Annotated in this window: 9 protein-coding genes; 1 reads left to right on the top strand and 8 read right to left on the bottom strand. The window is 61.4% G+C overall.

The window, feature by feature from the left end:
• Nucleotides 1-18: 18 nt before the first annotated feature.
• The 8 genes from BXA01_RS16850 to BXA01_RS16815 form a co-directional block, all read right to left on the bottom strand.
• A complete protein-coding gene (locus BXA01_RS16850; protein WP_076564923.1) occupies nucleotides 19-1,557 on the bottom strand; it encodes an MFS transporter in 1,539 nt (512 codons plus the stop codon).
• Between the two features lie 224 nt (nucleotides 1,558-1,781).
• On the bottom strand, nucleotides 1,782-2,699 hold the full coding sequence (locus tag BXA01_RS16845; protein WP_016772273.1) for a LysR family transcriptional regulator: 918 nt from the start codon (nucleotides 2,697-2,699) through the stop codon (nucleotides 1,782-1,784).
• Between the two features lie 174 nt (nucleotides 2,700-2,873).
• Entirely contained in the window at nucleotides 2,874-3,740 is an 867-nt protein-coding gene (locus BXA01_RS16840) for an ABC transporter permease (RefSeq protein WP_076564921.1), read from the bottom strand.
• Nucleotides 3,741-3,760: 20 nt separating this feature from the next.
• Nucleotides 3,761-4,621 carry an ABC transporter ATP-binding protein gene (locus BXA01_RS16835; RefSeq protein ID WP_076564919.1) on the bottom strand — a complete coding sequence of 287 codons (861 nt, stop codon included), beginning with the start codon at nucleotides 4,619-4,621 and terminating at the stop codon, nucleotides 3,761-3,763.
• 17 nt (nucleotides 4,622-4,638) lie between these two features.
• On the bottom strand, nucleotides 4,639-5,535 hold the full coding sequence (locus BXA01_RS16830; protein WP_076564917.1) for a TauD/TfdA dioxygenase family protein: 897 nt from the start codon (nucleotides 5,533-5,535) through the stop codon (nucleotides 4,639-4,641).
• Nucleotides 5,536-5,895: 360 nt separating this feature from the next.
• Complete coding sequence (locus BXA01_RS16825) at nucleotides 5,896-7,263, bottom strand: HlyD family type I secretion periplasmic adaptor subunit (protein WP_024011116.1); 1,368 nt, start codon at nucleotides 7,261-7,263, stop codon at nucleotides 5,896-5,898.
• Entirely contained in the window at nucleotides 7,253-9,409 is a 2,157-nt protein-coding gene (locus tag BXA01_RS16820; protein WP_051600365.1) for a type I secretion system permease/ATPase, read from the bottom strand. Before BXA01_RS16820 ends, BXA01_RS16825 begins: the two co-directional genes overlap by 11 nt.
• Before the next feature lie 33 nt (nucleotides 9,410-9,442).
• Entirely contained in the window at nucleotides 9,443-10,795 is a 1,353-nt protein-coding gene (locus tag BXA01_RS16815) for a TolC family outer membrane protein (RefSeq protein WP_016772278.1), read from the bottom strand.
• A 361-nt stretch (nucleotides 10,796-11,156) separates the two neighbouring features.
• Between BXA01_RS16815 and BXA01_RS16810 the strand changes: the two genes are divergently transcribed.
• Entirely contained in the window at nucleotides 11,157-25,595 is a 14,439-nt protein-coding gene (locus BXA01_RS16810; protein ID WP_076564915.1) for a retention module-containing protein, read from the top strand.
• Nucleotides 25,596-25,673 lie beyond the last annotated feature (78 nt).

Genomic DNA, 25,673 nt, shown 5'->3' with positions numbered 1-25,673 from the left:
TCAGTTTCAGTACAGCGATCAGGTCGGCGCGCGCGGCGGATAGATCCGCGTCGGCAGCCAGAAAATCAGCAGAATCAGCGTTACGGCGACGCCGGCCATGCACACGTACAGATCGGCCGAAGTCAGCACCACCGCCTGCTCGTGCACGCGGTGAGCGAGGCCCGGATCGCTGTGATCGGCCAGCGGCGAATTGCCCAGGCTGTCGACCAACATGGTCGAATGGAAATGCAGGCGCGCGGTGGTCAGCGCTTCGATCACGCCGGTGGCGACCACTGCGGCGAGACCTTTGACGGTGTTGAACCACGCCGACGCGAACGGCCCTTCCATCGGCGTGATACTGCCGGTCGACAACATCAGCAGCGGCAACACCGCCATCGGCTGGCCGAAAATCTGCAGCCATTGCAGGACGTAGAAATCATCGCGAATCCATACCGAAGTCAGGTGCGAACCGCCGAGGCAGGACAGCGCGAGCATGCTCAGACCAATGCCGAGCACCCAGCGGCAATCGACCCAGCGCAAGTTGCATAGCGCCGCCACCAATGGCAGCGCGATCAACTGCGGCAGCGCGGCAATGAGCATGATCGGCGCGGTTTGCGCCGGACGATAACCTTGCACTTGGGCCAGATAACTCGACGGTATCAGCACCACCGCCAGCAGCACGATCAGCACCCCGGCGAGGGTGATCAACGCAAACAGCAGGTTGCGGATGCCGAGCATCTGCAATTTGAAAAACGGAATCGGCTGCGACCATTCATTGATCATAAAAGCCACCAGCAGCAGCGAACCGGCACCGAGTAATCCACAGATCAGATTCGACTCGAACCAGTCCAGTCGATTGCCCTGCAACAAACCGATCACCAGCATGCAGATCGCCGGAAAGCCCAGCAGCAGGCCTTTCCAGTTGAACGTCTTGAGACGTTCCAGCCGCAGCGGATCCTGGGGCAATCCGTAAGCCACTGCGGCCATGGCGATCAGGCACGGCACGATGATCTGCCAGAACGTCCACTGCCAGCCGACGTATTCAGTCCACAGACCGGCCAGCGGCGTGCCGAGTCCCGGGCCGAAAGTCGCGGTCAGTGCGTAGCCGGCCAGTCCGTACAGTTTGATGTTCGCTGGGAGAAAGCGCAGTGCAACGGTCATCAGCATCGGCGGCAATGCACCACCGGCGAGGCCCTGGAGGATGCGCATCAACAACAGGCTTTCGTAATTAGGCGCGAACGGGCACAGCACGCCGAGCACGGTAAAAAGACCGATGGCGCACAGCGTGAAGCGGCGCAGCGAGAAGGTCACCGCATACCACGGCGCGAAGGCCATGGCTGCGACCGACGTGGCGGTGTAGCTGGCGACCAGCCAGGTGCCTTCGTCGTAACCGATGTGCAGCGCGCCGCGAATATCGGCGAGTGCGACTTTGGTGACCATCTCGTTGAGGCCCGAGACCAGCACGGCCAACAGCACGCCGACCAGACCAATGATGATCCGCGCCCCGAACACCGGAGGCGCAGCCGCCGTCGCCGGGCTGGTCGCGGCGAGAGGCGCCGAGACCGTCAGGGATGTCATGAATGAAAAGCTCCGGGGGTGAAAATACCGGAGCATTTTAGTGGGGCTTGATGCTGACGAAAATTGACTTATTGGCAGGTTATAAGTGCATCAGACACAACGGTGAATGCCTATGTGGGAGCGAGCCTGCTCGCGAAAGCGGTGGACCAGTCGCCATTGAGGTGACTGATTCGACGCCTTCGCGAGCAGGCTCGCTCCCACAGGATTCGATGGTGTCTGATGATTTATGGCTGTGCCGCCAGCCATGTTTCATCGCAGCAGGTCTTGAGGGTTTCACGCAGCCAGCGGTGGGCCGGGTCCTTGTCGAAGCGCGGGTGCCAGGCCTGGGTCAGCATGAGCATGGGCAGCGGAATCGGCAGGTCGAATGAACGCAGTTTCAGGCCCAGCCGCCGCACGCTGAGCAGGGCTTCTTTGGGCACCGGCAAAATCAGGTCGGAGTCGGGCAAGGCAAACATCGCCGCGTGGAAACTCGGCGCGATCACCGCCACCCGGCGCTCCAGCCCCAACGCATTCAACGCCGTGTCGATCGGGCCGCGAGCGATGCCACGGCGCGACATGCTGATGTGGGAAAAACCGGCGTAGCGCTCGGCCGTGATTTCGCCATCGAGCAACGGATGATTCTCGCGCACCAGGCCGACGAAATGCGTGGAGAACAGGTTCTGCACTTTCACTTCCGGCGTAAGCGGACGGGTGTTGCTGACGCTCAGATCGATGCGCCCTTCGCGCAGTGCCTCATCGTCGCCGTCGCCTTCCGGGACGAAGCGTAATTCGCAATGCGGGGCGAGCTGGTCGAGGGTGTCGAACAGCTTGCCGCCGTAAACGCCGACGAAGAAATCATTGGCGCGGATGCTGAAACGTCGACGCAAGGTGCCCAGCTCGACGCTATCGGCGGAGCGAAACAGCAGCGCCGCCTGCTCGACCACGTCGCGCACCTGTTCGCGCAGTTCGAGGGCTTTGGGGGTCGGCACCAGACCACGCCCGGCGCGCACCAGAATCGGATCGCCGATGGCTTCGCGGATCCGCGTCAGTGTGCGGCTCATGGCCGCCGGGCTGAGGTTCATCCGCCGCGCCGCACCGACCACACTGCCCTCGTCGAGCAAGGCATCGAGGGCGACCAGAAGGTTCATGTCCGGGAGTTGCATGCTGAGCACTCTTGGCTGATCTGGATTGATCCGGGCGCAATGCTAACAAACATCCCTCAAGAGTGACGATGCCAGCGCTGGCATCTTCGCGAGCAGGCTCGTTCCCACCCTGGAATGCGCTCTCATGTGGGAGCGAGCCTGCTCGCGAAGAGGCCGGCCCAGGCAACGAAGATCTCAGCGCTGCATACCCCAGCGCTTCACCGTCACCCGCTCAAGGGTGGCAAACACCAGATTCTCCACCAGCAGACCAATCAGGATCACCACCGCCAACCCGGCAAACACCTTGTCGGTGTACAGCTCATTGCGATTCTGGAAGATGTACCAGCCCAGCCCGCCCTTGCCACTGGTCGCGCCAAACACCAGTTCGGCAGCGATCAAGGTGCGCCAGGCGAACGCCCAGCCAATCTTCAAGCCGGCAAGAATCGAAGGCAGAGCCGCCGGAATCAGAATGAACAAGACCAGGCGCAACCCCTTGAGACCATAATTGCGCCCGGCCATACGCAGCGTTTCGGAGACGCCGAGAAATCCGGCATAGGTGTTCAGCGCCAGCGCCCACAGCACCGAGTGCACCAGCACGAAAATCAGGCTGTTCTGCCCCAAGCCAAACCAGAGCAGCGCCAGCGGCAACAGGGCGATCGCCGGCAACGGGTTGAACATCGAAGTCATCGTACTGAGCAGATCACGTCCCAACTGGGTCGAGACCGCCAATGTCGTCAGAGCGAACGCGAGGACGATGCCGATCAGGTAGCCCTTGATCAGCACCACCAAGGAGATCCACACCTTGGCCAGCAACTCGCCACTGAGCAGCCCGTTGAACAAGGCATGTGCGGTTTGCAGAAAACTCGGCAGCATCAGGTCGTTGTTCTGAATCCGCGCGACCACTTCCCAGATGATCGCCAGCACGATCAGGATCAGGCTTTTACGCAGCCAGCCCTGTTGCCACAGGCGTGTGCCGAGCGGCAATTCGCGCTCGACCGGCACTGCGGTCAGCGGCTCGAGCACGGTTTCGAATTCTTCACGCACGGATGATGAATGGCTCATCGGGTAGTCCTCCTGGCCGCTCAATAGGCGATGCGAATGTCGTTGAAGTCGTGATCACGTTGGGTCTCCGGCGCCTGGCCCTCATCGAACAGCAGACGATGAATGCGCCGCGCCGATTCCTGAAACGCCACGCCGCCGAGGCTGTGCAGGTCGTATTGATGGCTGTGCACTTCGGCGCGCACCCGGCCGGGATGCGGCGACAACAAGAGGATGCGATTGCCCACCACCAGGGCTTCTTCTATCGAATGAGTGACGAACAACAAGGTGAAACGAACCTCTTCCCAGAGCAGCAGCAATTCCTCCTGCATCTTGCGGCGGGTCAGCGCATCGAGTGCAGCGAAGGGTTCGTCCATCAAAAGAATTTTCGGCTGCATGGCCAACGCCCGGGCGATCGCCACCCGCGCTTTCATGCCGCCGGACAAGGTGTGCGGATAGGCGTCGGCGAACGCAGCGAGGCCGACTTTTTCCAGATAGTGCAGTGCGCGTTCTTCGGCGTCTTTCTTGTTCAAGGTGCGCGAGGCGAGCAGCGGGAACATCACGTTCTGCTTGACGGTTTTCCACGGCGGCAACTGGTCGAATTCCTGAAACACCACAATGCGGTCCGGCCCCGGCGCATCGACGCGCAGGCCTTGCAGGCGGATCTCGCCTTCGCAGGGCTGAATGAACCCGGCGACCGCTTTGAGCAGGGTCGATTTACCGCACCCGGACGGGCCGAGCAGGACGAAACGATCAGCCGGGTCGACGGCGAAACTGACTTGATGGGTGGCGCGCACTACGCGCTGCGGCGTGCGGTACTCGAGGCTGACCTGATCGACGGCCAGCAACGCTTCGCCGTGGGCGATCGGGTTGCTGGCCGCGTGGCCTGGCAAAGGGGCGTTCATGATCGATCTCCGGCAAATCAGAAAGGCGCGTCGCCCTGAATGGTCGTGCGATACAGCTTGCGGCGCAGATGCGCGGGGCAGCCGGCGGCGAGGTGGATCAGCGAGCGGTTGTCCCAGAACACCAGGTCATGCGGTTCCCACTGATGGCGGTAGATGTTTTGCGGCAGCACGCTGTGGGCGAAGAGTTCGCCGAGCAACTGACGACTTTCGTCTTCCGGCAGACCGACAATTCGCGTGGTGAAGCCTTCGCTGACGAACAAGGCCTTGCGGCCGTTTTCCGGATGGGTGCGCACCACCGGATGCACCACTTCGGCGACCTGAGCCAACTGTTCAGGGGTCAGGGTCGGGCGCCAGTTGCCTTCGAACTTGGTTTCGCTGTAGCGCGCGGTATAGGAATGCGCAGCGGAACGCCCTTCGACCGCAGTGCGCAACGCAGCGGGCAAGTCGTCCCAGGCTTTGTGCATGTCGGCGAACAGCGTGTCGCCGCCCTCGGCGGGCAGCTCTTGGGCGTGCAGCATTGAGCCGAGACTTGGCAGCTCTTTATAGGAAAGATCGGAATGCCAGAACTTGCCGGCGTCACCGAGACCGATGTTCTGGCCGTTCTCGATGATGTTGGAAACGATGAGGATTTCCGGGTGGTTGGCCAAGAGGAATTGTTTGAGCACGTGGATCTGCAACACGCCGAAGCGGCGGCTGAAATCGATTTGCTGTTGCGGGGTAATCTGCTGATCGCGGAAGACCACGACATGGTGATCCAGATGTGCGCGGTGAATGCGCGCGAAGTCCTGATCATTGACCGGCCGGCTGAGGTCAAGGCCAACGATCTCGGCGCCGACGGCACCGCTGAAGGGGCGAATTTCGAAGATTTGCGGCGCGGCAGTTGCGGCGCTTTCGGTGGCAGTAGCGGCGGACATCAATCATCTCCCACGCACGGCGCGCTCATGGCCGCGCTCGTCGATCAGACACTCACGCTGGATTGCGTGTCGGTTCAGGTCGTGCGGCGCGCCGATTGGTCGGCAGGTACGCAGGTGGGTGACTTTATAGCTATAAGAACTGGAGATTAAATACCGTTATTGAATAAAGATATGGCGATTGGTGAGGGGGTGGAGTGACGGTTTGTGTCACTTACCGACAGTTATGTAGGGTCTGAGCGAACGCCATCGCGGGCAAGCCCGCTCCCACAGGGTCCTCACATGGACTCCAGATATTTGTTCAACACACATAACTGTGGGAGCTGGCTTGCCAGCGATGAGGCCAGCAAGGCCACCGAAGATCTAGCGCTCGTGCAACGCCTCAGCCCGCGCGCGGATGATCGGCTTGAGCAAATAGCTCAACACCGATTTCTTGCCAGTGATGATATCCACCGAAGCGACCATCCCGGGAATGATCAGCAGTGGCTTTTCATCCGTGCCCAAGTGGCTGCGCTCGGTACGCACCTTGATCACGTAGTAGGTGGTTTTCTTGTCTTCGTCGGTGATGGTATCCGCACCGATCTGCTCCAGCTGTGCCTTCAGGCCGCCGTAAATGGTGTAGTCATAGGCGGTGAATTTGACGATCGCTTCCTGACCCGGATGCAGGAACGCGATGTCCTGCGGGCGGATCTTGGCTTCGACCAGCAGGGTGTCGTCCAGCGGCACGATTTCGACCATGTCGCTGCCCGGCTGGATCACACCGCCGATAGTGTTGACCAGCAACTTGTTGACGATGCCCCGCACTGGTGAAGTAACCAGCGTGCGGCTGACGCGGTCTTCCAGCGCCTTGCCGGTGGCCTGGGCCTTGTTCAGATCGGTGCGCGCTTCGTTGAGCTGGGTCAGCGCTTCGCTGCGGAATTTGCCGCGGGTTTCGTCGATCTTGCGCTGCACTTCCTTGATCGCCGATTCGGCGCGCGGGATGGCCAGCGTGGTCGCATCGAGCTGGCCACGGGTTTCCACTTCGGCACGCTTGAGGCGCAACACTTCTACTGGCGAGACCGCGCCCTGCGCCACCAGCGGCTCGGACATGTTGATTTCCTGACGCTGCAAGCCGAGTTGCTGACGGTACTGCGCCTGCTTGGAGCTGAACTCACGCAGCTCCTGCTGACGCTGGATCAACTGCTCCTGCAAGCCGCCGATTTCATCGTGTAACTGCTGACGGCGGCTGATGTACAGCGACTCTTCGCTTTTCGCCTGGCCCGGCACGGCTTTGAGTACGTCCTCGGGGAAGTTCAGCGGACGATCATCGACTTCCGCGCTCAGACGCTCGACCCGCAGCAGCATCGACAGGCGATCAGCCTCGGTTTCGCCGACGTTGGAGGCAAAACGCGTGTCGTCGAGACGAATCAGCGGCGCCCCTGCCTCGACGATCTGGCCTTCCTTGACGAACAGCTCGGAGACGATACCGCCCTCTAGGTTCTGGATTTTCTGGATCTTGGAAGACGGAATCGCCTTGCCGTCGCCCTTGGTCACTTCGTCGATTACGGCGAAGTTGGCCCAGAGCATGAGGAACACGAAGAAGCCGATGATCGCCCAGATGGTCAGGCGCACGACGCGCGGGGCGTCTTCGATCAGCGCCTTGTTGACCTCTGGCAGCGGCTGACCCTGCAGCGAGGCAGAGCCCTTGAAGTAGCGACGGATCGACTCCTTGACACCGGACTTAAGCAACACTGATCTGCCCCTTCTTCAACGCTTCCATCACGGCGGCTTTCGGGCCGTCGGCGAGAATCTGCCCGCGATCGATCACCAGCAGGCGATCGACCAGCGACAACAGCGATGCCCGGTGCGTGACCAGCACCACGGTCTTGTTTTCAATCACTGCTGCGAGGCGTTGCTTGAGGCGTTCTTCACCGGTGTTGTCCATCGCACTGGTTGGCTCATCCATCAGCAGAATCGGCGGATTGAGCAACAGCGCCCGGGCCAGGGCGACGTTCTGCCGCTGACCGCCGGAGAGGTTTTGCCCACGCTCGCCGACTTGCAGCTCGTAGCCTTGCGGGTGCAGACGGGCGAATTCGTGGACGCCGGCCAGTTCGGCGGCTTGCAGCACCAGCTCGTCTTCGACGTAACGCGCGCCGGACACCAGATTGTCACGCAGGGTGCCGGACAGCAGCTGGATGTCCTGCGGTACGTAGCCGATGTTGTAGCGCAGTTCGCTGACGTCGATCTGGCGGATGTCCACGCCGTCGACCAGCAAGGCACCGTCGTCCGGTTGGTACAGGCCCACCAGCAGTTTCGCCAGCGAACTCTTGCCCGAACCGCTGCGACCGATGATGCCGATCTTCTCGCCGGGACGGATGACCAGGTTGATGTTCTTCAGCGCCGGGTTCTGCTGGTCCGGGTAGGTGAAGCTGAGCTGACGGCATTCGATCGCACCCTGCAGAACCTTGCGGCTCAGCGGGCGCTCTTCGAAATTGCGCTCCTGTGGCAGCTCCATCATCTGGTCGACCGAGGTCATGGTCACCCGCGCCTGTTGATAGCGCGTGAGCAGGCCGGACAGCGACGCCAGCGGGCTCAGCGCACGACCACTGAGCATGTAGCAGGCAATCAGCCCGCCCATGCTCAGGTTGCCGGCGATGATCTGGTACACGCCGAAGACGATCATGATCACCCCGGCCAGTTGCTGGATCAGCAAGGTGATGTTCATCGCCAGACCGGAGAGCATTTTCACTCGCAGCTCTAGGCGGCTGAGGGTGCCGATGGTCTGCTCCCACTGATACTGGCGCTCGCTTTCGGCGTTGTTGACCTTGACCGCGTCCAGCCCTGCGAGGGTTTCGATCAGGCTCGACTGGCGCTCGGCGCCCAGCGCCATGGTGCGCTCCATGGTCGCGATCAGCGGCTTCTGCAAGGCGTAGCCGATGAGCAGGGCAATCGGGAACGCCAGCACCGGAATCCACACCAGATGCCCGCCGAGAATGGCGATGACGATGAAAATCAGGATGGTGAACGGCAGGTCGATCAGACTGGTCAGGGTCAGCGACGCGAGAAAGTCGCGCAGGCTCTGAAACTCATGGATGTTCTGGGCAAAACTGCCGACCCGCGCCGGGCGGTATTTCATTGCCATGCCGACAATGCGCTCGAACAGCGTGGCGGAGATGATCAGGTCGGTTTTCTTCCCGGCCAGATCCAGGCACAGGCTGCGCAGGCTCTTGAGGATCAAGTCGAAGATGTAAGCGCCGGTGATGCCCAGCGCCAGCACCCAAAGGGTCGCTTCGGCCTGATTCGGTACTACGCGGTCGTAGACGTTCATCACGAACAGCGGTGCGGCCATGGCGATGATGTTGATCAGGAAACTGGCGGCGATCGCATCGGCATACAGCCAGCGCGAACGCTTGAGGGTGTCGCGAAACCAGGAGCGTGCACGCGGGATCAGCGTGCCGTGGTTGACGTCGAATTTGTGCTGCGGCTGGGCGAAGAAGACTTTGCCGGTGTAATCATCGCTCAGCAGTTCGCGGCTGACCACCGATTCGCCGCCATCGCTTTCGCTGAGCAGCACTCGTGCTTCGTTGTCGCCCTGCCAGCCCAGCAGGACGGCACTGCGGCCATCCTTGAGCAGCAACAAAGCGGGCATGGCGATCGCCGGAATTTCTTCGAGTTTGCGCTGCAACACCCGCCCCTGCAGCCCGGCGCGGGCCGCTGCGCGCGGCAGCAACTCGACACTCAAACGTTGTTTGGGCAGCGGCAGGCCGGTGGTCAGCATCGCCGCGCTGGCAGGCTTCTGGTGCAGCATGCACAGGGCGAGCAGACCATCCAGCAACGGATCGTCATGCAACGCGCGTGGATCATGGCTGAGTTGAACTCGACTGACTTCTGATTCCACGCTCGACACTCTTTAACAGTTGGAAGGGATAACTCAGTTCATCCCAGGCAGCTGGACCTTGGGCTTCACGTCGTTCTGCACAACGGATGCCAACGGCGCGACCACTCCCTGGCTTTTGAGCAATTGGCCCATGGTCGCCTTGATTCGATACTGAGTAAATAACTGAATGTTCTTGATTTCCGCCAGACGCCGCGAGGCGGTGAACAATTCGTTTTCGCTGTCGAGCAAGTCCAGCAGGGTGCGTTCGCCAAGGCTGAATTGACGCTGGTAGGCGGTACGCACCGAGGTGCTGCGATCGACGTACTGCTGAGCGATCGGCACCTGAGCGTTGGCGTTGTTCAGGGCGTTCCAGGCGAGGCCGAGCTCTTCGTTCAACTGACGCAGGGCGTTGTTACGGATGTCCAGCGCCTGGTTGGCCAGGTACGACTTGGATTCCAGATCGGCCTTATTGCTCCCACCGGAATACAGGTTGAAGCGCATGCGCAGCATGGCCTGCCATTCGTTGTTATGGCCGTTCTGGCCGTCGATATCGTTATCGGCGGTACGGCCCAGTTCGGCGTCGAAGCGCGGGTAAAAGGTCGATTTGGCGGTGGCGAACTGCTTCTCGGCAGCGGCAATATCCGACTCGGCGGAACGCAGGATCGGGCTGTTTTCCAGCATCTGCGCACGGGCTTCATTGAGGTTGGCGGGCATCATCGCCATGAACGGCGCCGGGCGCTCAAGCTGGTCGGGCATCTGGCCGACGGCGCTGAGGAAGTTGGTTTCCGCGTCGGCGAGGTTGGTCTGTTCGGTGATCAGATTGTTGCGGGCCTGGGCCATACGGGCTTCGGCCTGATCAAGGTCGGCACCGCTGCCGACGCCGCGCTGGGTGCGCAACTGGATCTGGTCGTAGATGCGCTGGTGGCTCTTTAGGTTCTCCTCGGCCAGACGGACGAATTCGCGACGGGTCAGCACGTCCAGATACACCTGGGCGACGGTCAGTGCAGTACGCTCGGAAGTGCCCAGTAGCGAGTAAGCACGGGAGCTGACGTTGGCTTGTTGACGCGCAACTTCGTTGGACGTCGCGAAACCGTCAAAAACCATTTGCGAGAGACGTAAACTTGACTCGCTGCGGTTCAACGTCTCCCAGTGATTGCTTCCACCATTCGCTCGAGTGGTCACACTGTCGGTGCCTTCACGGCCATAACCGCCGAGCAGATCGACCTTGGGCAGGTATCCCCCTTTCGCAGCCTTTAACTGATAATCCGCCGCCAATCGACTGTTGACCCCCGCCTGAATCTCCGGATGGACATCCAGCGCCTGTTGCATGGCTTCTGGTAAGGATTGTGCTTGTACAAATGAGGCGGCGAGAGCGAAGGGAGCGGCAAGGAGCAAAAGCGAACGCATGGTTGGAATTTTCCCGGAACTTCTTGTCTTGAATCACAGCAGAAACGTGGCGCTGCGTCGGATGATGGCAACCCGAAAGACCGTATGTCGGAAAGTTCAAAACAGGAACTGGATGACAGGCTGAAGGACAGGTCGCCGCGGAAATATCAATGTGACATTAGTGGGGCGATTGTTTAGGATGGCTCCCAGAAGGTCAATAGTTTGGCATAAAGTTAATCGCGATAATTTATAGCCAGATTATTGACGGAAATACAGCGTCAATAAGTTATCCATTTATAGAAAGTACGTCCAGACTGAAGTGGCGCCGACGCCCGTCAGGTCCATGGAAGTCAACTGAATGTGACACCCCGGAGAGTCTTCAATGAGCAGTGTTGTTGCCGTCGTCAAAAGCATTGTCGGTCAGGTTTTCGTGGTGTCCCCAGAGGGCGTGCGTCGCGTACTCGTTGAAGGCGATCGCCTGTATGTCGGCGACCAGATCGATACCGGTCTGGCCGGCGCGGTGTCGCTGGAACTGGCCGATGGCCGCATGCTCGATCTGGGTCGCGACACCCAGTGGAGTGCCAGCTCGCCTGACTCCAGCACTGACCTGGCCGAAGCCACCGCGCAGGCTGCGCCTTCTGTAGAAGAACTGCAGCAAGCCATCGCCGCCGGTGTCGACCCGACCACCGCACTCGAATCCACCGCGGCCGGCCCGACCGCCGCAGGTACCGGTGGTGCTGCCGGTGGCGGTCACAGCTTCGTCATGCTCGACGCCACCGCTGGCCGCGTAGATCCGACCATTGGCTTCCCGACGGCGGGCATCAATTCTGCCGGCCAAGTCGCGCAGGACACCACCGGCGGCCTGACCACCGACACCACCACTAACGCGCTGCGTGACTCGACCCTGAGCCTCAGCGCCACGCCGACCATCACCGAAGCCGGCGGCGTGCTGGTGTACACCGCGACCCTGACCCAGGCGCCGCTGACCGACCTGACCATCACCCTGTCCAACGGCGCAGTGATCGTTATCCCGGCCGGCGCCACCACCGGCACCGTCAACGTGCCGCTGGCGCCGAACGACACGGTCTACAACGACCCGACCCAGATGGACGTGACCGTCACTGGCACCAGCGGCGGCAACGGCATCACCGTGACCCCGCCGACTGTCCCGGCGACCACGCAAGTGACCGACACCGTCGATACCACTACCGTCACGTTGACGGCTGGTTCGAGCGTGACCGAAGGCGGTCAGATTACCTACACCGCGACGCTGACTAACCCGGCGCAGACACCGGTTACCGTCACCCTGTCGAACGGCTCGACCATTACCATTGGTGCTGGCCAGACTACCGGCACCGTCAACGTGCCGACCCCAGCCAATGACGTTTACAACAATGGCAGCACCGTCAGCGCCACGATCACCGGGGCTACCGGCGGCAACTTTGAAAACCTGGTACCGAACGCAACGCCAGCCGTTACCACGATCACTGATTCGGTTGATGCCACCGGCCTGACTCTCACCGCGACCAACAACATTGTTGAAGGCGGTCAGATCACCTATACCGCGACACTGACCAACCCGGCGCAAACCCCGGTAACCGTCACTCTGTCCAACGGTTCGACCATTACCATCGCGGCCGGCGAAACCGTCGGTATCGTCAACGTGCCAACAGCGGCCAATGACGTCTACAACAATGGCGGCACCGTCAGCACCACGATCACTGGCGCTACCGGTGGCAATTTCGAAAATCTGGTGCCAAACACCACACCTGCCGTTACCACGATCACTGATTCGGTTGATGACACCGGCCTGACTCTCACCGCGACCAACAACATCGTTGAAGGCGGTCAGATCACCTACACCGCGACCCTGACCAATCCGGCACAAACCCCGGTAACTGTCACTCTGTCCAACGGTTCGACCATCACCATTGCTGCCGGCGAAACCGTTGGCACCGTCAACGTGCCAACAGCGGCCAATGACGTCTACAACAATGGCAGCACCGTCAGCACCACCATCACCGGCGCTACCGGCGGCAACTTCGAAAATCTGGTGCCAAGCAACACGCCAGCGGTGACCACGATTACCGACTCGGTGGATGACACTGGCCTGAGCCTCAGCGCCACCGGTTCTGTGGCCGAGGGTGGCCAGATCACCTACACCGCGACGCTGACAAACGCAGCCGGCTCGCCAGTGACCGTGACCTTGTCGAACGGCGCTGTGATCACCATCAAGGCTGGCGAAACTACCGGCACCGCAACCGTTGCTGCACCGTCCGATGACGTCTATAAAGATGCTGGTTCCGTGCAGGCCACGATTACCAGCGCTACCGGTGGCAACTTCGAGAACCTCGTTCCGAGCACTGCTCCAGCCGTGACGACAGTCACCGACACCATCGACACCTCGACCGTCAAGCTGACCGCAGACACCTCGGTTGCCGAAGGCGGCACCGTGACTTACACCGCCAGCGTCGGCGCGCCAGTCACCGGCTCGCCTGTGGTCGTGACGTTGGCCAACGGCCAGAACATCACCATCGGCGTCGGCCAGACCACCGGCTCCGTCACTTACACCGCACCGAACGATGCCTTGACCGGCAACGCTCCGCTGACCAACTCGATCACTGGCGTAAGCGGTGGCAACTACGAAGATCTGGTGGCGGACAAAACTCCAGTTTCGACCACCGTCACCGACGTGGCCGACACCACCAATCTGTCGCTGAGCGCGACCGCTTCCGTGGCTGAAGGCGGCCAGATCACTTACACCGCAACCTTGACCAATGCTGCTGGTTCGCCAGTGACCGTGACCTTGTCGAACGGCGCCGTCATCACCATCAAGGCAGGCGAAACCAGCGGTAATGTGAGCTTCCCGGCTCCGTCCGACGACGTTTACAAAGACTCCGGCTCCGTGCAGGCCACCATCACCAGTGCCACCGGCGGCAATTTCGAGAACCTCGTTCCGAGCACCACGCCAGCGGTCACTCAAGTCACCGACACCATCGATACCTCGACGGTCAAATTGACCGCCGACACTTCGGTCGCGGAAGGCGGCACCGTCACCTACACCGCCACTGTCGGCGCGCCCGTCACTGGCTCGCCTGTTGTTGTAAGCCTGGCCAACGGCCAGAACATCACCATCGCCGTCGGCCAGACCACCGGCAGCGTTACCGCCCCGGTATCGAATGACGTGCAGATCGGTCACGCACCACTGACCAACTCGATCACCAACGTCAGTGGCGGCAACTACGAGAACCTGGTCGCCGACAAGACTCCGGTCAGCACCACTGTGACCGACACCGTCGACACCACCAGCGTCGCGCTGACTGCCACCGGCAATGTCAACGAAGGCGGGCAGATCACCTACACCGCGACGCTGAGCAATCCGGCCGGCGCGCCGGTAACCGTCAATCTGAGCAACGGTTCGGTCATCACCATTGAAGCTGGCAAGACCACCGGCACCGTGACCGTTCCGGCACCTGCCGATGACGTCTACAAAGACGCCGGCAAAGTCGAAGTCACCATCAAGGACGCCACCGGCGGCAACTTCGAAAACCTGGTGCCGAGCACTACGCCTGCGGTGACCAACGTCGCCGACACGGTCAACACCACGCACCTGACCCTCAGCGCAGAAAGCTATGTGCTCGAAGGCTCTTCGATCACTTACACCGCAACGTTGACCAACGCCGCGCAGACGCCGGTAACCGTCAACCTGAGCAACGGCCAGACCATCACCATCGAAGCCGGCAAGACCAGCGGTTCGGTGACGATTGCCGCACCGAGCGATGACGTCTACAAGGACGTCAGCAAGCTCACCGTAACCATGACCGACGCCAGCGGTGGCAACTTCGAGAAACTCGACGTCAGCAAGACTCCGGTCAGCACCACGGTCAACGACACCGTCGACACAACCGCACTGACCCTGACCGCCAGCGATACCGTCAGTGAAGGTGGCCAGATCACCTACACCGCGACCCTGAGCAACCCTGCCGGCACTGCGATGACCGTAACCCTGGCCAACGGCGCGGTGATCAACATCGCTGCCGGTGCTACCAGCGGTTCGGTGAATTTCCCGGCGCCCGCCAATACGCCGTACATCGATGGCAGCAACGTGCGGACGGCGATCGCCAGCCACAGCGGCGGCAATTTCGAGCGCGTCGAGGCCGATCGTTCGGCTGTGGTGACTAAAGTCACCGACGCCGTAGACACCACCAACATCAGCCTGAGCGCCACCGGCAGCGTTGCCGAGGGCGGCTCGATCGTCTACACCGCGACCCTGAGCAATCCGGCCGGCACCGCCATGAGCGTGACCCTGAGCAACGGCGCGGTGATCAACATCGCCAAGGGTGCGAGCACTGGCACTGCGACCGTCGCTGCGCCTGGCGATGATGTGTACAAGGACGCCGGCAAGGTCGATGCGAGCATCACCAAGACCAGCGGTGGTAACTTTGAAAATCTGGTGATCGACAAGACTCCTGCGGTAACTGATGTCACCGACACCATCGACAACAGCACGGTTTTGCTGACCGCCAGCGCCAGCGCAGTAGAAGGCGGCGTGGTTGTATACACCGCGTCCGTGACCGCACCGGTCACCGGTTCGCCAGTGCTGGTGACTCTGTCCAACGGCCAGACCATCACCATTCCGGTCGGCGCCAGCAGCGCCAGCGTCAACTTCACCGCGCCGAACGATGCACAGGCCGGCGGCAACACTCTGAGCGTGAAAATCGACGGCGCCAGTGGTGGCAATTACGAAAATCTCGTCGCCGACCAAACCCCGGCGGTGACCTCGGTAACCGACGTCGCCGACACCACCAACCTGTCGCTGTCCGCGACCGGCTCCGTGGCCGAGGGCGGTTCGATTGTCTACACCGTGACCCTGAGCAACCCGGCCGGTACCCCGGTGACCGTGAATCTGAGCAACGGCGCGGTGATCACCATCGAGGCTGGCAAAACCAGCGGCACCGTCACCGTTCCGGCACCTACCGATGACGTCTACAAAGACGCCGGCAAAGTTGAAGTCACGATCAAGGACGCCACTGGCGGCAACTTTGAAAATCTGGTGCCAAGCACCACGCCAGCGGTCACTGATGTCACCGACACCGTCGACACCTCGACGGTCAAACTGACCGCCACCGAAACCGCGGCCGAAGGTGGCACCGTCACCTACACCGCCACCGTCGGCGCGCCGGTCACCGGTTCGCCTGTGGTCGTCACCCTGGCCAATGGTCAGAACATCACTATCGAAGTCGGCAAGACCAGCGGCAGCGTGAGCACCACCGCGCCGAACGACGTCCTCGCCGGCCACGCGCCGCTGACCAACTCGATCACCAACGTCAGCGGCGGCAACTTCGAAAACCTCGTTGCCGACCAGACCCCGGTCAGCACCACCGTGACCGACACCGTCGACACCACCAACCTGTCGCTCAGTGCGACCGGCGCGGTGAACGAAGGCGGCCAGATTACCTACACCGCAACCCTGAGCAACCCCGCCGGCACACCGGTCACCGTGACCCTGTCGAACGGTGCGACCATCCTCATCGAGGCCGGCAAGACCACCGGCACCGTGACTGTCGATGCTCCGAAAGACGACGTCTACAAAGACGCCGGCAGCGTTGAAGCGACCATCCAGAGCGCAACCGGCGGCAACTTCGAAAACCTCGTCACCAGCACAGCGCCAGCGGTGACCACGGTCAACGACACCATCGACACTTCCACCGTGTCGCTGAGCGCCACCGCGAACGTTGCTGAAGGCGAAACCGTGGTCTACACCGCGACCGTGGGCGCGCCAGTGACCGGCTCTCCGGTCATCGTCAGCCTGTCCAACGGCCAGACCATCACCATTGCGGTCGGCGAAACCACCGGCAGCGTCAACTACGTCGCGCCGAACAGCCCGCTGGCGGGCGGCAGCTCGTTGAGCGTGACCATTGATGGCGCCACGGGTGGCAATTACGAAAAACTGGTGGTCGACGGCAAGTCCGCTGACACCGTGGTTTCCGACACCACCGACACCACCAACCTGAACCTGACCGCCAGCGATTCCGTCGCCGAAGGCGGCCAGATCACCTACACCGCAACCCTGACCAACCCGGCCGGCACACCGGTCACCGTGACCCTGTCGAACGGCGCCACGATCACCATCGACGCAGGCAAAACTACCGGCACCGTGACCGTCGACGCACCGAAAGACGACGTCTATAAAGATGCCGGCAAAGTCGAAGTGACCATCGAGGGTGCTACGGGGGGTAACTTCGAGAACCTGGTGCCAAGCGCGGTTCCAGCGGTGACCAATGTCACCGATACCATCGACACTTCGACCGTCAAACTGACTGCCGATACTTCGGTCGCTGAAGGCGGCACCGTGACTTACACCGCCACCGTCGGCGCGCCAGTCACCGGCTCGCCTGTGGTCGTGACTCTGGCCAACGGTCAGACCATCACCATCGGCGTCGGCCAGACTACTGGCACTGCAACTGCTGTTGCTGCGAACGATGCGCTGACCGGCAATGCGCCGATCACCAACTCGATCACTGGCGTAACTGGCGGCAATTTCGAAGATCTGGTTGCAGACAAAACTCCAGTTTCAACTTCTGTCACCGACGTTACCGACACGACAAATCTGTCGCTCAGCGCCAGCAATTCCGTGGCAGAAGGTGGTCAGATTACGTACACCGCGACCCTGACCAACGCCGCTGGCTCGCCTGTGACGGTCACCTTGTCGAACGGCGCTGTCATCACTATCAAAGCAGGCGAAACCACCGGCACCGCAACCGTTCCGGCACCGTCCGATGACGTTTACAAAGACGCCGGTTCCGTACAGGCGACGATCACCAGCGCCACCGGCGGTAACTTCGAGAACCTCGTTCCGAGCACTACGCCAGCGGTCACTCAGGTCACTGACACCATCGATACTTCGACCGTCAAACTGACGGCCGACACTTCGGTGGCTGAAGGCGGCACCGTGACTTACACCGCCACCGTTGGTGCACCAGTTACTGGCTCGCCTGTGGTCGTGACCCTGGCCAACGGCCAGACCATCACCATCGGCGTCGGCCAGACCACTGGCACCGCAACCGCTGTTGCTGCGAACGATGCGCTGACTGGCAACGCTCCGATCACCAACTCGATCACTGGCGTAACCGGCGGCAATTTCGAAGATCTGGTGGCGGATAAAACACCGGTTTCGACCACTGTCACCGACGTTTCCGACACTACCAATCTGTCGCTGAGTGCGACCGGTTCGGTAGCCGAAGGTGGCCAGATCACTTACACCGCGACATTGACCAACGCCGCTGGCTCGCCAGTGACCGTGACCTTGTCGAACGGCGTTGTGATCACCATCAAGGCTGGCGAAACCACCGGCACCGCAACAGTTCCTGCACCGTCTGATGACGTCTACAAAGATGCCGGCTCTGTGCAGGCGACGATCACCAGTGCTACCGGAGGCAACTTCGAGAACCTGGTGCCAAGCGCGGTTCCAGCGGTGACCAATGTCACCGATACCATCGACACTTCGACCGTCAAACTGACTGCCGATACTTCGGTCGCTGAAGGCGGCACCGTGACTTACACCGCCACCGTCGGCGCGCCAGTCACCGGCTCGCCTGTGGTCGTGACTCTGGCCAACGGTCAGACCATCACCATCGGCGTCGGCCAGACTACTGGCACTGCAACTGCTGTTGCTGCGAACGATGCGCTGACCGGCAATGCGCCGATCACCAACTCGATCACTGGCGTAACTGGCGGCAATTTCGAAGATCTGGTTGCAGACAAAACTCCAGTTTCAACTTCTGTCACCGACGTTACCGACACGACAAATCTGTCGCTCAGCGCCAGCAATTCCGTGGCAGAAGGTGGTCAGATTACGTACACCGCGACCCTGACCAACGCCGCTGGCTCGCCTGTGACGGTCACCTTGTCGAACGGCGCTGTCATCACTATCAAAGCAGGCGAAACCACCGGCACCGCAACCGTTCCGGCACCGTCCGATGACGTTTACAAAGACGCCGGTTCCGTACAGGCGACGATCACCAGCGCCACCGGCGGTAACTTCGAGAACCTCGTTCCGAGCACTACGCCAGCGGTCACTCAGGTCACTGACACCATCGATACTTCGACCGTCAAACTGACGGCCGACACTTCGGTGGCTGAAGGCGGCACCGTGACTTACACCGCCACCGTTGGTGCACCAGTTACTGGCTCGCCTGTGGTCGTGACCCTGGCCAACGGCCAGACCATCACCATCGGCGTCGGCCAGACCACTGGCACCGCAACCGCTGTTGCTGCGAACGATGCGCTGACTGGCAACGCTCCGATCACCAACTCGATCACTGGCGTAACCGGCGGCAATTTCGAAGATCTGGTGGCGGATAAAACACCGGTTTCGACCACTGTCACCGACGTTTCCGACACTACCAATCTGTCGCTGAGTGCGACCGGTTCGGTAGCCGAAGGTGGCCAGATCACTTACACCGCGACATTGACCAACGCCGCTGGCTCGCCAGTGACCGTGACCTTGTCGAACGGCGTTGTGATCACCATCAAGGCTGGCGAAACCACCGGCACCGCAACAGTTCCTGCACCGTCTGATGACGTCTACAAAGATGCCGGCTCTGTGCAGGCGACGATCACCAGTGCTACCGGTGGCAATTTCGAGAACCTGGTACCGAGCACTACTCCAGCCGTGACGACAGTCACTGACACCATCGACACTTCGACCGTCAAACTGACCGCCGACACTTCGGTGGCTGAAGGCGGCACCGTGACCTACACCGCCACCGTCGGCGCTCCGGTTACCGGCTCACCAGTTGTGGTAACTCTGGCCAACGGTCAGACCATCACCATCGGCGTCGGCCAGACTACTGGCACCGCAACCGCTGTTGCTGCGAACGATGCGCTGACCGGCAATGCTCCGATCACCAACTCGATCACTGGCGTAACCGGCGGCAACTTCGAAGATCTGGTTGCAGACAAAACTCCAGTTTCGACTTCTGTTACCGACGTTACCGACACCACGAGTCTCTCGCTCAGCGCCAGCAATTCGGTGGCTGAAGGTGGCCAGATCACTTACACCGCGACACTGACCAACGCCGCTGGCTCGCCAGTAACCGTGACCCTGTCGAATGGCGCCGTGATCACCATCAAGGCTGGCGAAACCACTGGCACCGCGACCGTTCCGGCACCGTCCGATGACGTCTACAAAGACGCCGGTTCCGTGCAGGCGACAATCACCAGTGCCACCGGTGGCAACTTCGAGAACCTCGTTCCGAGCACTACGCCAGCGGTCACTCAGGTCACTGACACCATCGATACTTCGACCGTCAAACTGACCGCCGATACGTCGGTGGCTGAAGGCGGCACCGTGACTTACACCGCCACCGTTGGTGCGCCAGTTACTGGCTCGCCTGTGGTCGTGACTCTGGCCAACGGTCAGACCATCACCATCGGCGTCGGCCAGACTACTGGCACTGCAACTGCTGTTGCTGCGAACGATGCGTTGGCTGGTAATGCTCCGATCACCAACTCGATCACTGGCGTGACCGGCGGCAACTTCGAAGATCTGGTGGCGGACAAAACACCGGTTTCGACCACTGTTACGGATGTTAACGACACCACCAATCTGTCGCTCAGCGCCAGCAATTCGGTGGCTGAAGGTGGCCAGATCACCTACACCGCGACATTGACCAATGCCGCTGGCTCACCAGTGACCGTGACCTTGTCGAACGGTGCGGTGATCACCATCAAGGCTGGCGAAACCACCGGCACCGCAACCGTTCCGGCCCCGTCCGATGACGTCTACAAAGACGCCGGTTCCGTCCAGGCGACGATCACCAGTGCCACCGGCGGCAATTTCGAGAACCTCGTTCCGAGCACTGCTCCAGCGGTCACTCAGGTCACTGACACCATCGACACCTCGACCGTCAAATTGACCGCCGACACTTCGGTGGCTGAAGGCGGCACCGTGACCTACACCGCCACCGTCGGCGCTCCGGTCACCGGCTCGCCTGTGGTCGTGACTCTGGCCAACGGCCAGACCATCACCATCGGCGTCGGTCAGACTACTGGCACCGCAACCGCTGTTGCTGCGAACGATGCGCTGACCGGCCACGCTCCGATCACCAACGCCATCACCAACGTCAGCGGCGGTAACTTCGAAAACCTCGTCGCCGACAAGACTCCGGTCAGCACCACCGTGACCGACACTGTCGACACCACCAACCTGTCCCTGTCGGCGACCGGTTCGGTGGCTGAAGGTGGCCAGATCACTTACACCGCGACCCTGACCAACGCCGCTGGCTCGCCAGTAACCGTGACCCTGTCTAACGGCGCCGTGATCACCATCAAGGCTGGCGAAACCACCGGGACTGCAACCGTTGCGGCACCTTCCGATGACGTCTACAAAGACTCCGGTTCCGTGCAGGCCACGATCAAAACCGCGACCGGTGGCAACTTCGAAAACCTGGTACCGAGCACCACGCCAGCAGTGACCAGCGTCACCGACACCATCGACACCACCACCGTAAAACTGAGCGCAACCGCCACAGCGGCAGAAGGCGGCAACGTCGTCTACACCGCGACCGTCGGCGCTCCGGTCACCGGTTCGCCAGTGGTGGTCACTTTGGCCAACGGCCAGAACATCACTATCGCGGTCGGACAGACCACCGGTACCGTAACTGCCGTCGCACCGAACGATGCGCTGGCCGGCAACGCTCCGCTGACCAACTCGATCACCAACGTCAGCGGCGGCAATTTCGAGAATCTCGTCGCCGACAAGACTCCGGTCAGCACCACCGTGACCGACACCGTCGACACCACCAACCTGTCCCTGTCGGCGACCGGTTCGGTGGCTGAAGGTGGCCAGATCACTTACACCGCGACCCTGACCAACGCCGCTGGCTCGCCAGTGACCGTGACCCTGTCGAACGGTGCCGTGATCACCATCAAAGCGGGCGAAACCACCGGCACCGTGAACGTTCCAGCGCCAGCTGACGACGTCTACAAAGACGCCGGCACCGTGCAGGCGACCATCAGCAGCGCCACCGGAGGCAGCTTCGAAAAACTGGTACCGAACACCACGCCAGCGGTGACCAGCGTCACCGACACCGTCGACACCACCACCGTCAGCATCACTGGCAGCAGCTCGGTGACCGAAGGCCAGACCGCCAGCTACACCGTCAGCCTCAATCACCCGGCGCAGACCGAAGTGACCCTGAAAATCGTCTACAGCGGCACCGCTGCCGACGGTTCGGACTTCACCGGTGTGTACACCGTGAAGATCCCGGCGGGCGCCAGCAGCGCGCAGTTCAACGTCGCCACCCTCGATGACAAGATCACCGAAGGCACCGAGAACTTCGTGGTCAAGATCGATTCGGCTACCGGCGGCAACTTCGAGAACCTCGCGGTCAGCAGCACCAATGGCAGCGTCAGCACCTCGATCATCGACAACGATGCACCACCGGTGCTGGATCTGGATGCCAACAACTCCAGCGGAGCGACCGGTGCCGATTACAAGGTGACGTTCACCGAGAACACCCCGGGCGCCGGCGTGTCGATCGCTGACACCGACATCAGCATCACCGACCCGGACAGCACGATGCTGACCGGCGCCACTGTGGTACTGACCAACCGTCAGGACGGCGATGCGCTGAATCTGGGCAACAGCGTCAACGGCATCACCATCAATGCCAACAGCACCAACGGCACGGTGACCCTGACCCTCTCGGGTAACGCGACCCTGGCCGACTACATGCAGGCCATCAAGAACATCAGCTTCACCAACAGCAGCGAAAACCCGAGCACCGTGCCGCGCATCATCACCGTGACGGTGACCGATGGCGGCAACTACTCGAACACCGCGACGACCACGGTCAACGTGGTGGCGGTCAACGATGCACCGGTTGCTGCGCCGAGCAATGTCACCGGCACCGAAGACACGCCGCTGGTACTCGGCTGGTCGACCTTCGGCGTCAGCGATGTCGACAGCCCGGCAAGCAGCCTCGGTATCAAGATCACGCAGCTGCCGGGCGAGGGCAAACTGCAGTATCTGGACGGCTCGACCTGGAAGGATGTTGCCAACAACCAGACCTTCAGCAAGGCCGACATCGACGCCGGCAAGCTGCGTTTCCTGCCGGATGCCAACGAGTCGGGCACCAACGGTTACGGCGGCACAGGTCTGGGCAACAAGCAGGCGGACTACGCGCAGATCAAGTTCCAGCCTACCGATGGCCAGGCGCTCGGCAGCACCGGCACAGTGAAGATCGACATCACGCCAGTGGCGGATGCGCCGACCGTAGCCGTGGCTGACAACAGCGTTAAATCCACTGGCCTGATCAAGGAAGTCTGGACCGGTCTGTCGGGCCTGGGCACTGACGGCAGCGGGGCGAATTCGACCACCCTGAAAAACGTCATCGATGCGGCCGGCAAACCGAACTCCAGCGGCAACGTCACCAACGTGCAGTCTGACGGCAGTGTCGCCGCCGGTACGGCGTCGAAGACCTCTGGCCTGATCTACCTGGAAGCCGGCAAGACCTACAGTTTCAGCGGCGTGGCCGATGACAGCCTGCTGATCACCATCGGCGGCAAGAACGTGGCGTCGGGTACCTGGGGCGCGGGCGGTGCGATCAACGGTTCGTTCACCCCGACCACCAGCGGTTACTACACGCTCGACATCTACCACCACAACCAGAGCGGCCCGGGCAGCTACGACGTCAACCTGTCGGTCAACGGCAGCACGCCGATTGACCTCAGCAACGCCGGCGTGCCGATCTACACCGGCGTGCAGGACCTGATCAACTCGGGCGTGACCGTCTCCGATCTGCACGGCACCAACGGCGAAGGTTATTACGACGGCTACAAGCTCAACACCGGCGCTGAAGGCACCATAGTGAAACTGTCGGCGATCAGCACCGCGCTGACCGACACCGACGGCTCGGAAACCCTGAGTGTGAAGATCAGCGGCGCACCGGTCGGTTCGGTGCTCAGCGACGGCGCGGGGCATACTTTCACCGTTACCGCGAGCAATGGCGAAGCCAACGTCACCGGCTGGAACCTCGGCTCTCTGACCGTGACTCCGCCGACCTACTACAACGGCCAGTTCAACCTGACCGTGACCTCGACGTCCACCGAACAGGTCGGCGGCTCGGCAAGCAGCACCGCGACCATTCCGGTCACGGTAGTGCCTGCGGTGTACAACGCGGTCACCGCCACCTCGGGTGATGACAACGTCACCGGCACCGACGCCAACGACATCATCGTCGCTGACATCGGCGGCCTGACCGTGGTGCCGGGCACCAACTACAACATTGCGTTCATGGTCGACAGCTCGGGCAGCATGAGCACTTCGTCGCTGAACGCAGCGAAAGACTCGCTGACCTCGGTGTTCAACAGCCTCAAGCAAAGCCTGGGCGGCAGCAACTCGGGCACGGTGAACATCTTCCTGGTGGACTTCGATACCCAGGTCAACAAGTCGGTGTCGGTGAATCTCAACGACCCGAACGCGCTGACGATGCTCAAAGCCGTACTCAACTCGATGGGCTCTGGTGGCGGTACCAACTACGAGGACGTGTTCAAGACCACGGCCAACTGGTTCCAGAGCGCCGACGCAGTGGCCAACACCGGGGCGAAGAACCTCACGTACTTCATCACCGACGGCCAGCCGACTTACTACCAGACCGGCGAGCAGACCAACCCGACGCTGTATGGCAACGTGAAACTCGACACCGTGGTGAACACCAGCAACTACAAGCAGGGCGACACGTTCAGCACCTACATCGACAACTCGCACTACCTGACCATCAACAGTGCCGGCAGCGTCGTGCTGCAAACCTACAACTCGTGGTGGGGCTGGAGCAGCGAGACCCTGGGCACGATTCATGCGCAGGGCGACGGTACTTATGAATTGTCGAACCTCGCGGGTACCGGCAACAGCACCAACTCGTCGACGACCAGCAATTCGACCAGCGGCTTTGCTTTGTTGAGCGGGTTGTCGAGCGTCGAAGCCATTGGTCTGAACAACGACGTCAGCCTCAACGACCTCAAGCCGTACGATTCGGACAAAACGCCGCAAACCAACATCGATCCGAAGGATCTGGCCAACTCGATCATCGGCCATACCGAAGCGACGATGCCGGGTAACGACACCGTCAACGGTGGCGAAGGCAACGACATCCTGTTCGGCGATCTGGTCAGCTTCAACGGCATTGCCGGCGAGGGTTACCAGGCGATGCAGGCGTTCGTCGCCAAAGAGACCGGCGTTGATGTCAGCAAAGTCACCACCAGCAATGTGCACCAGTACATCACCGAGCACTATCAGGCGTTCGATGTGTCCGGCGCGCACGATGGCAACGACACGCTGCTCGGTGGCGCGGGCAATGACATCCTGTTCGGTTCGGGCGGCAACGACCTGCTCGACGGCGGCAAAGGCAATGACATCCTGCTCGGCGGCACCGGCAACGACACGCTGATCGGCGGTCAGGGCAACGACATCCTCATCGGCGGTTCCGGTGGCGACACCTTCGTCTGGAAATCGGGCGACACCGGTAACGACGTGATCAAGGATTTCAAAGCCAGCGAAGGCGACCGCATCGACCTACGCGACCTGTTGCAGGGCGAGACCGGCAGCACGATCGACAACTTCCTGAAGATCACCACAGTGGATGGCACGTCGTCGCTGCAAGTCAGCTCGGCCGGCAAATTCAACTCGGGCGATGCCGCCGCGGCCACGCCGGACGTGACGATCAAACTGGAAGGCAACAACTGGGCGAGCGCCAACCTGCACAACCTGATTGCCGGCAGCGACCCGACCATCAAGGTCGATCACAACAACAGCTGAGGCTGAAACAACGACGGCCGCCTCCTGTGAGGCGGCCGTCGCGTTTGCGGGCAATGCAGCGGTGACGATTTGATCGGC

Origin of the sequence: Pseudomonas sp. B10 (genome assembly GCF_900156235.1) — a bacterium.
In the GTDB taxonomy this organism is placed as follows: Bacteria; Pseudomonadota; Gammaproteobacteria; order Pseudomonadales; family Pseudomonadaceae; genus Aquipseudomonas; species Aquipseudomonas siliginis.
This window is presented reverse-complemented; position numbering and strand designations above follow the sequence as displayed.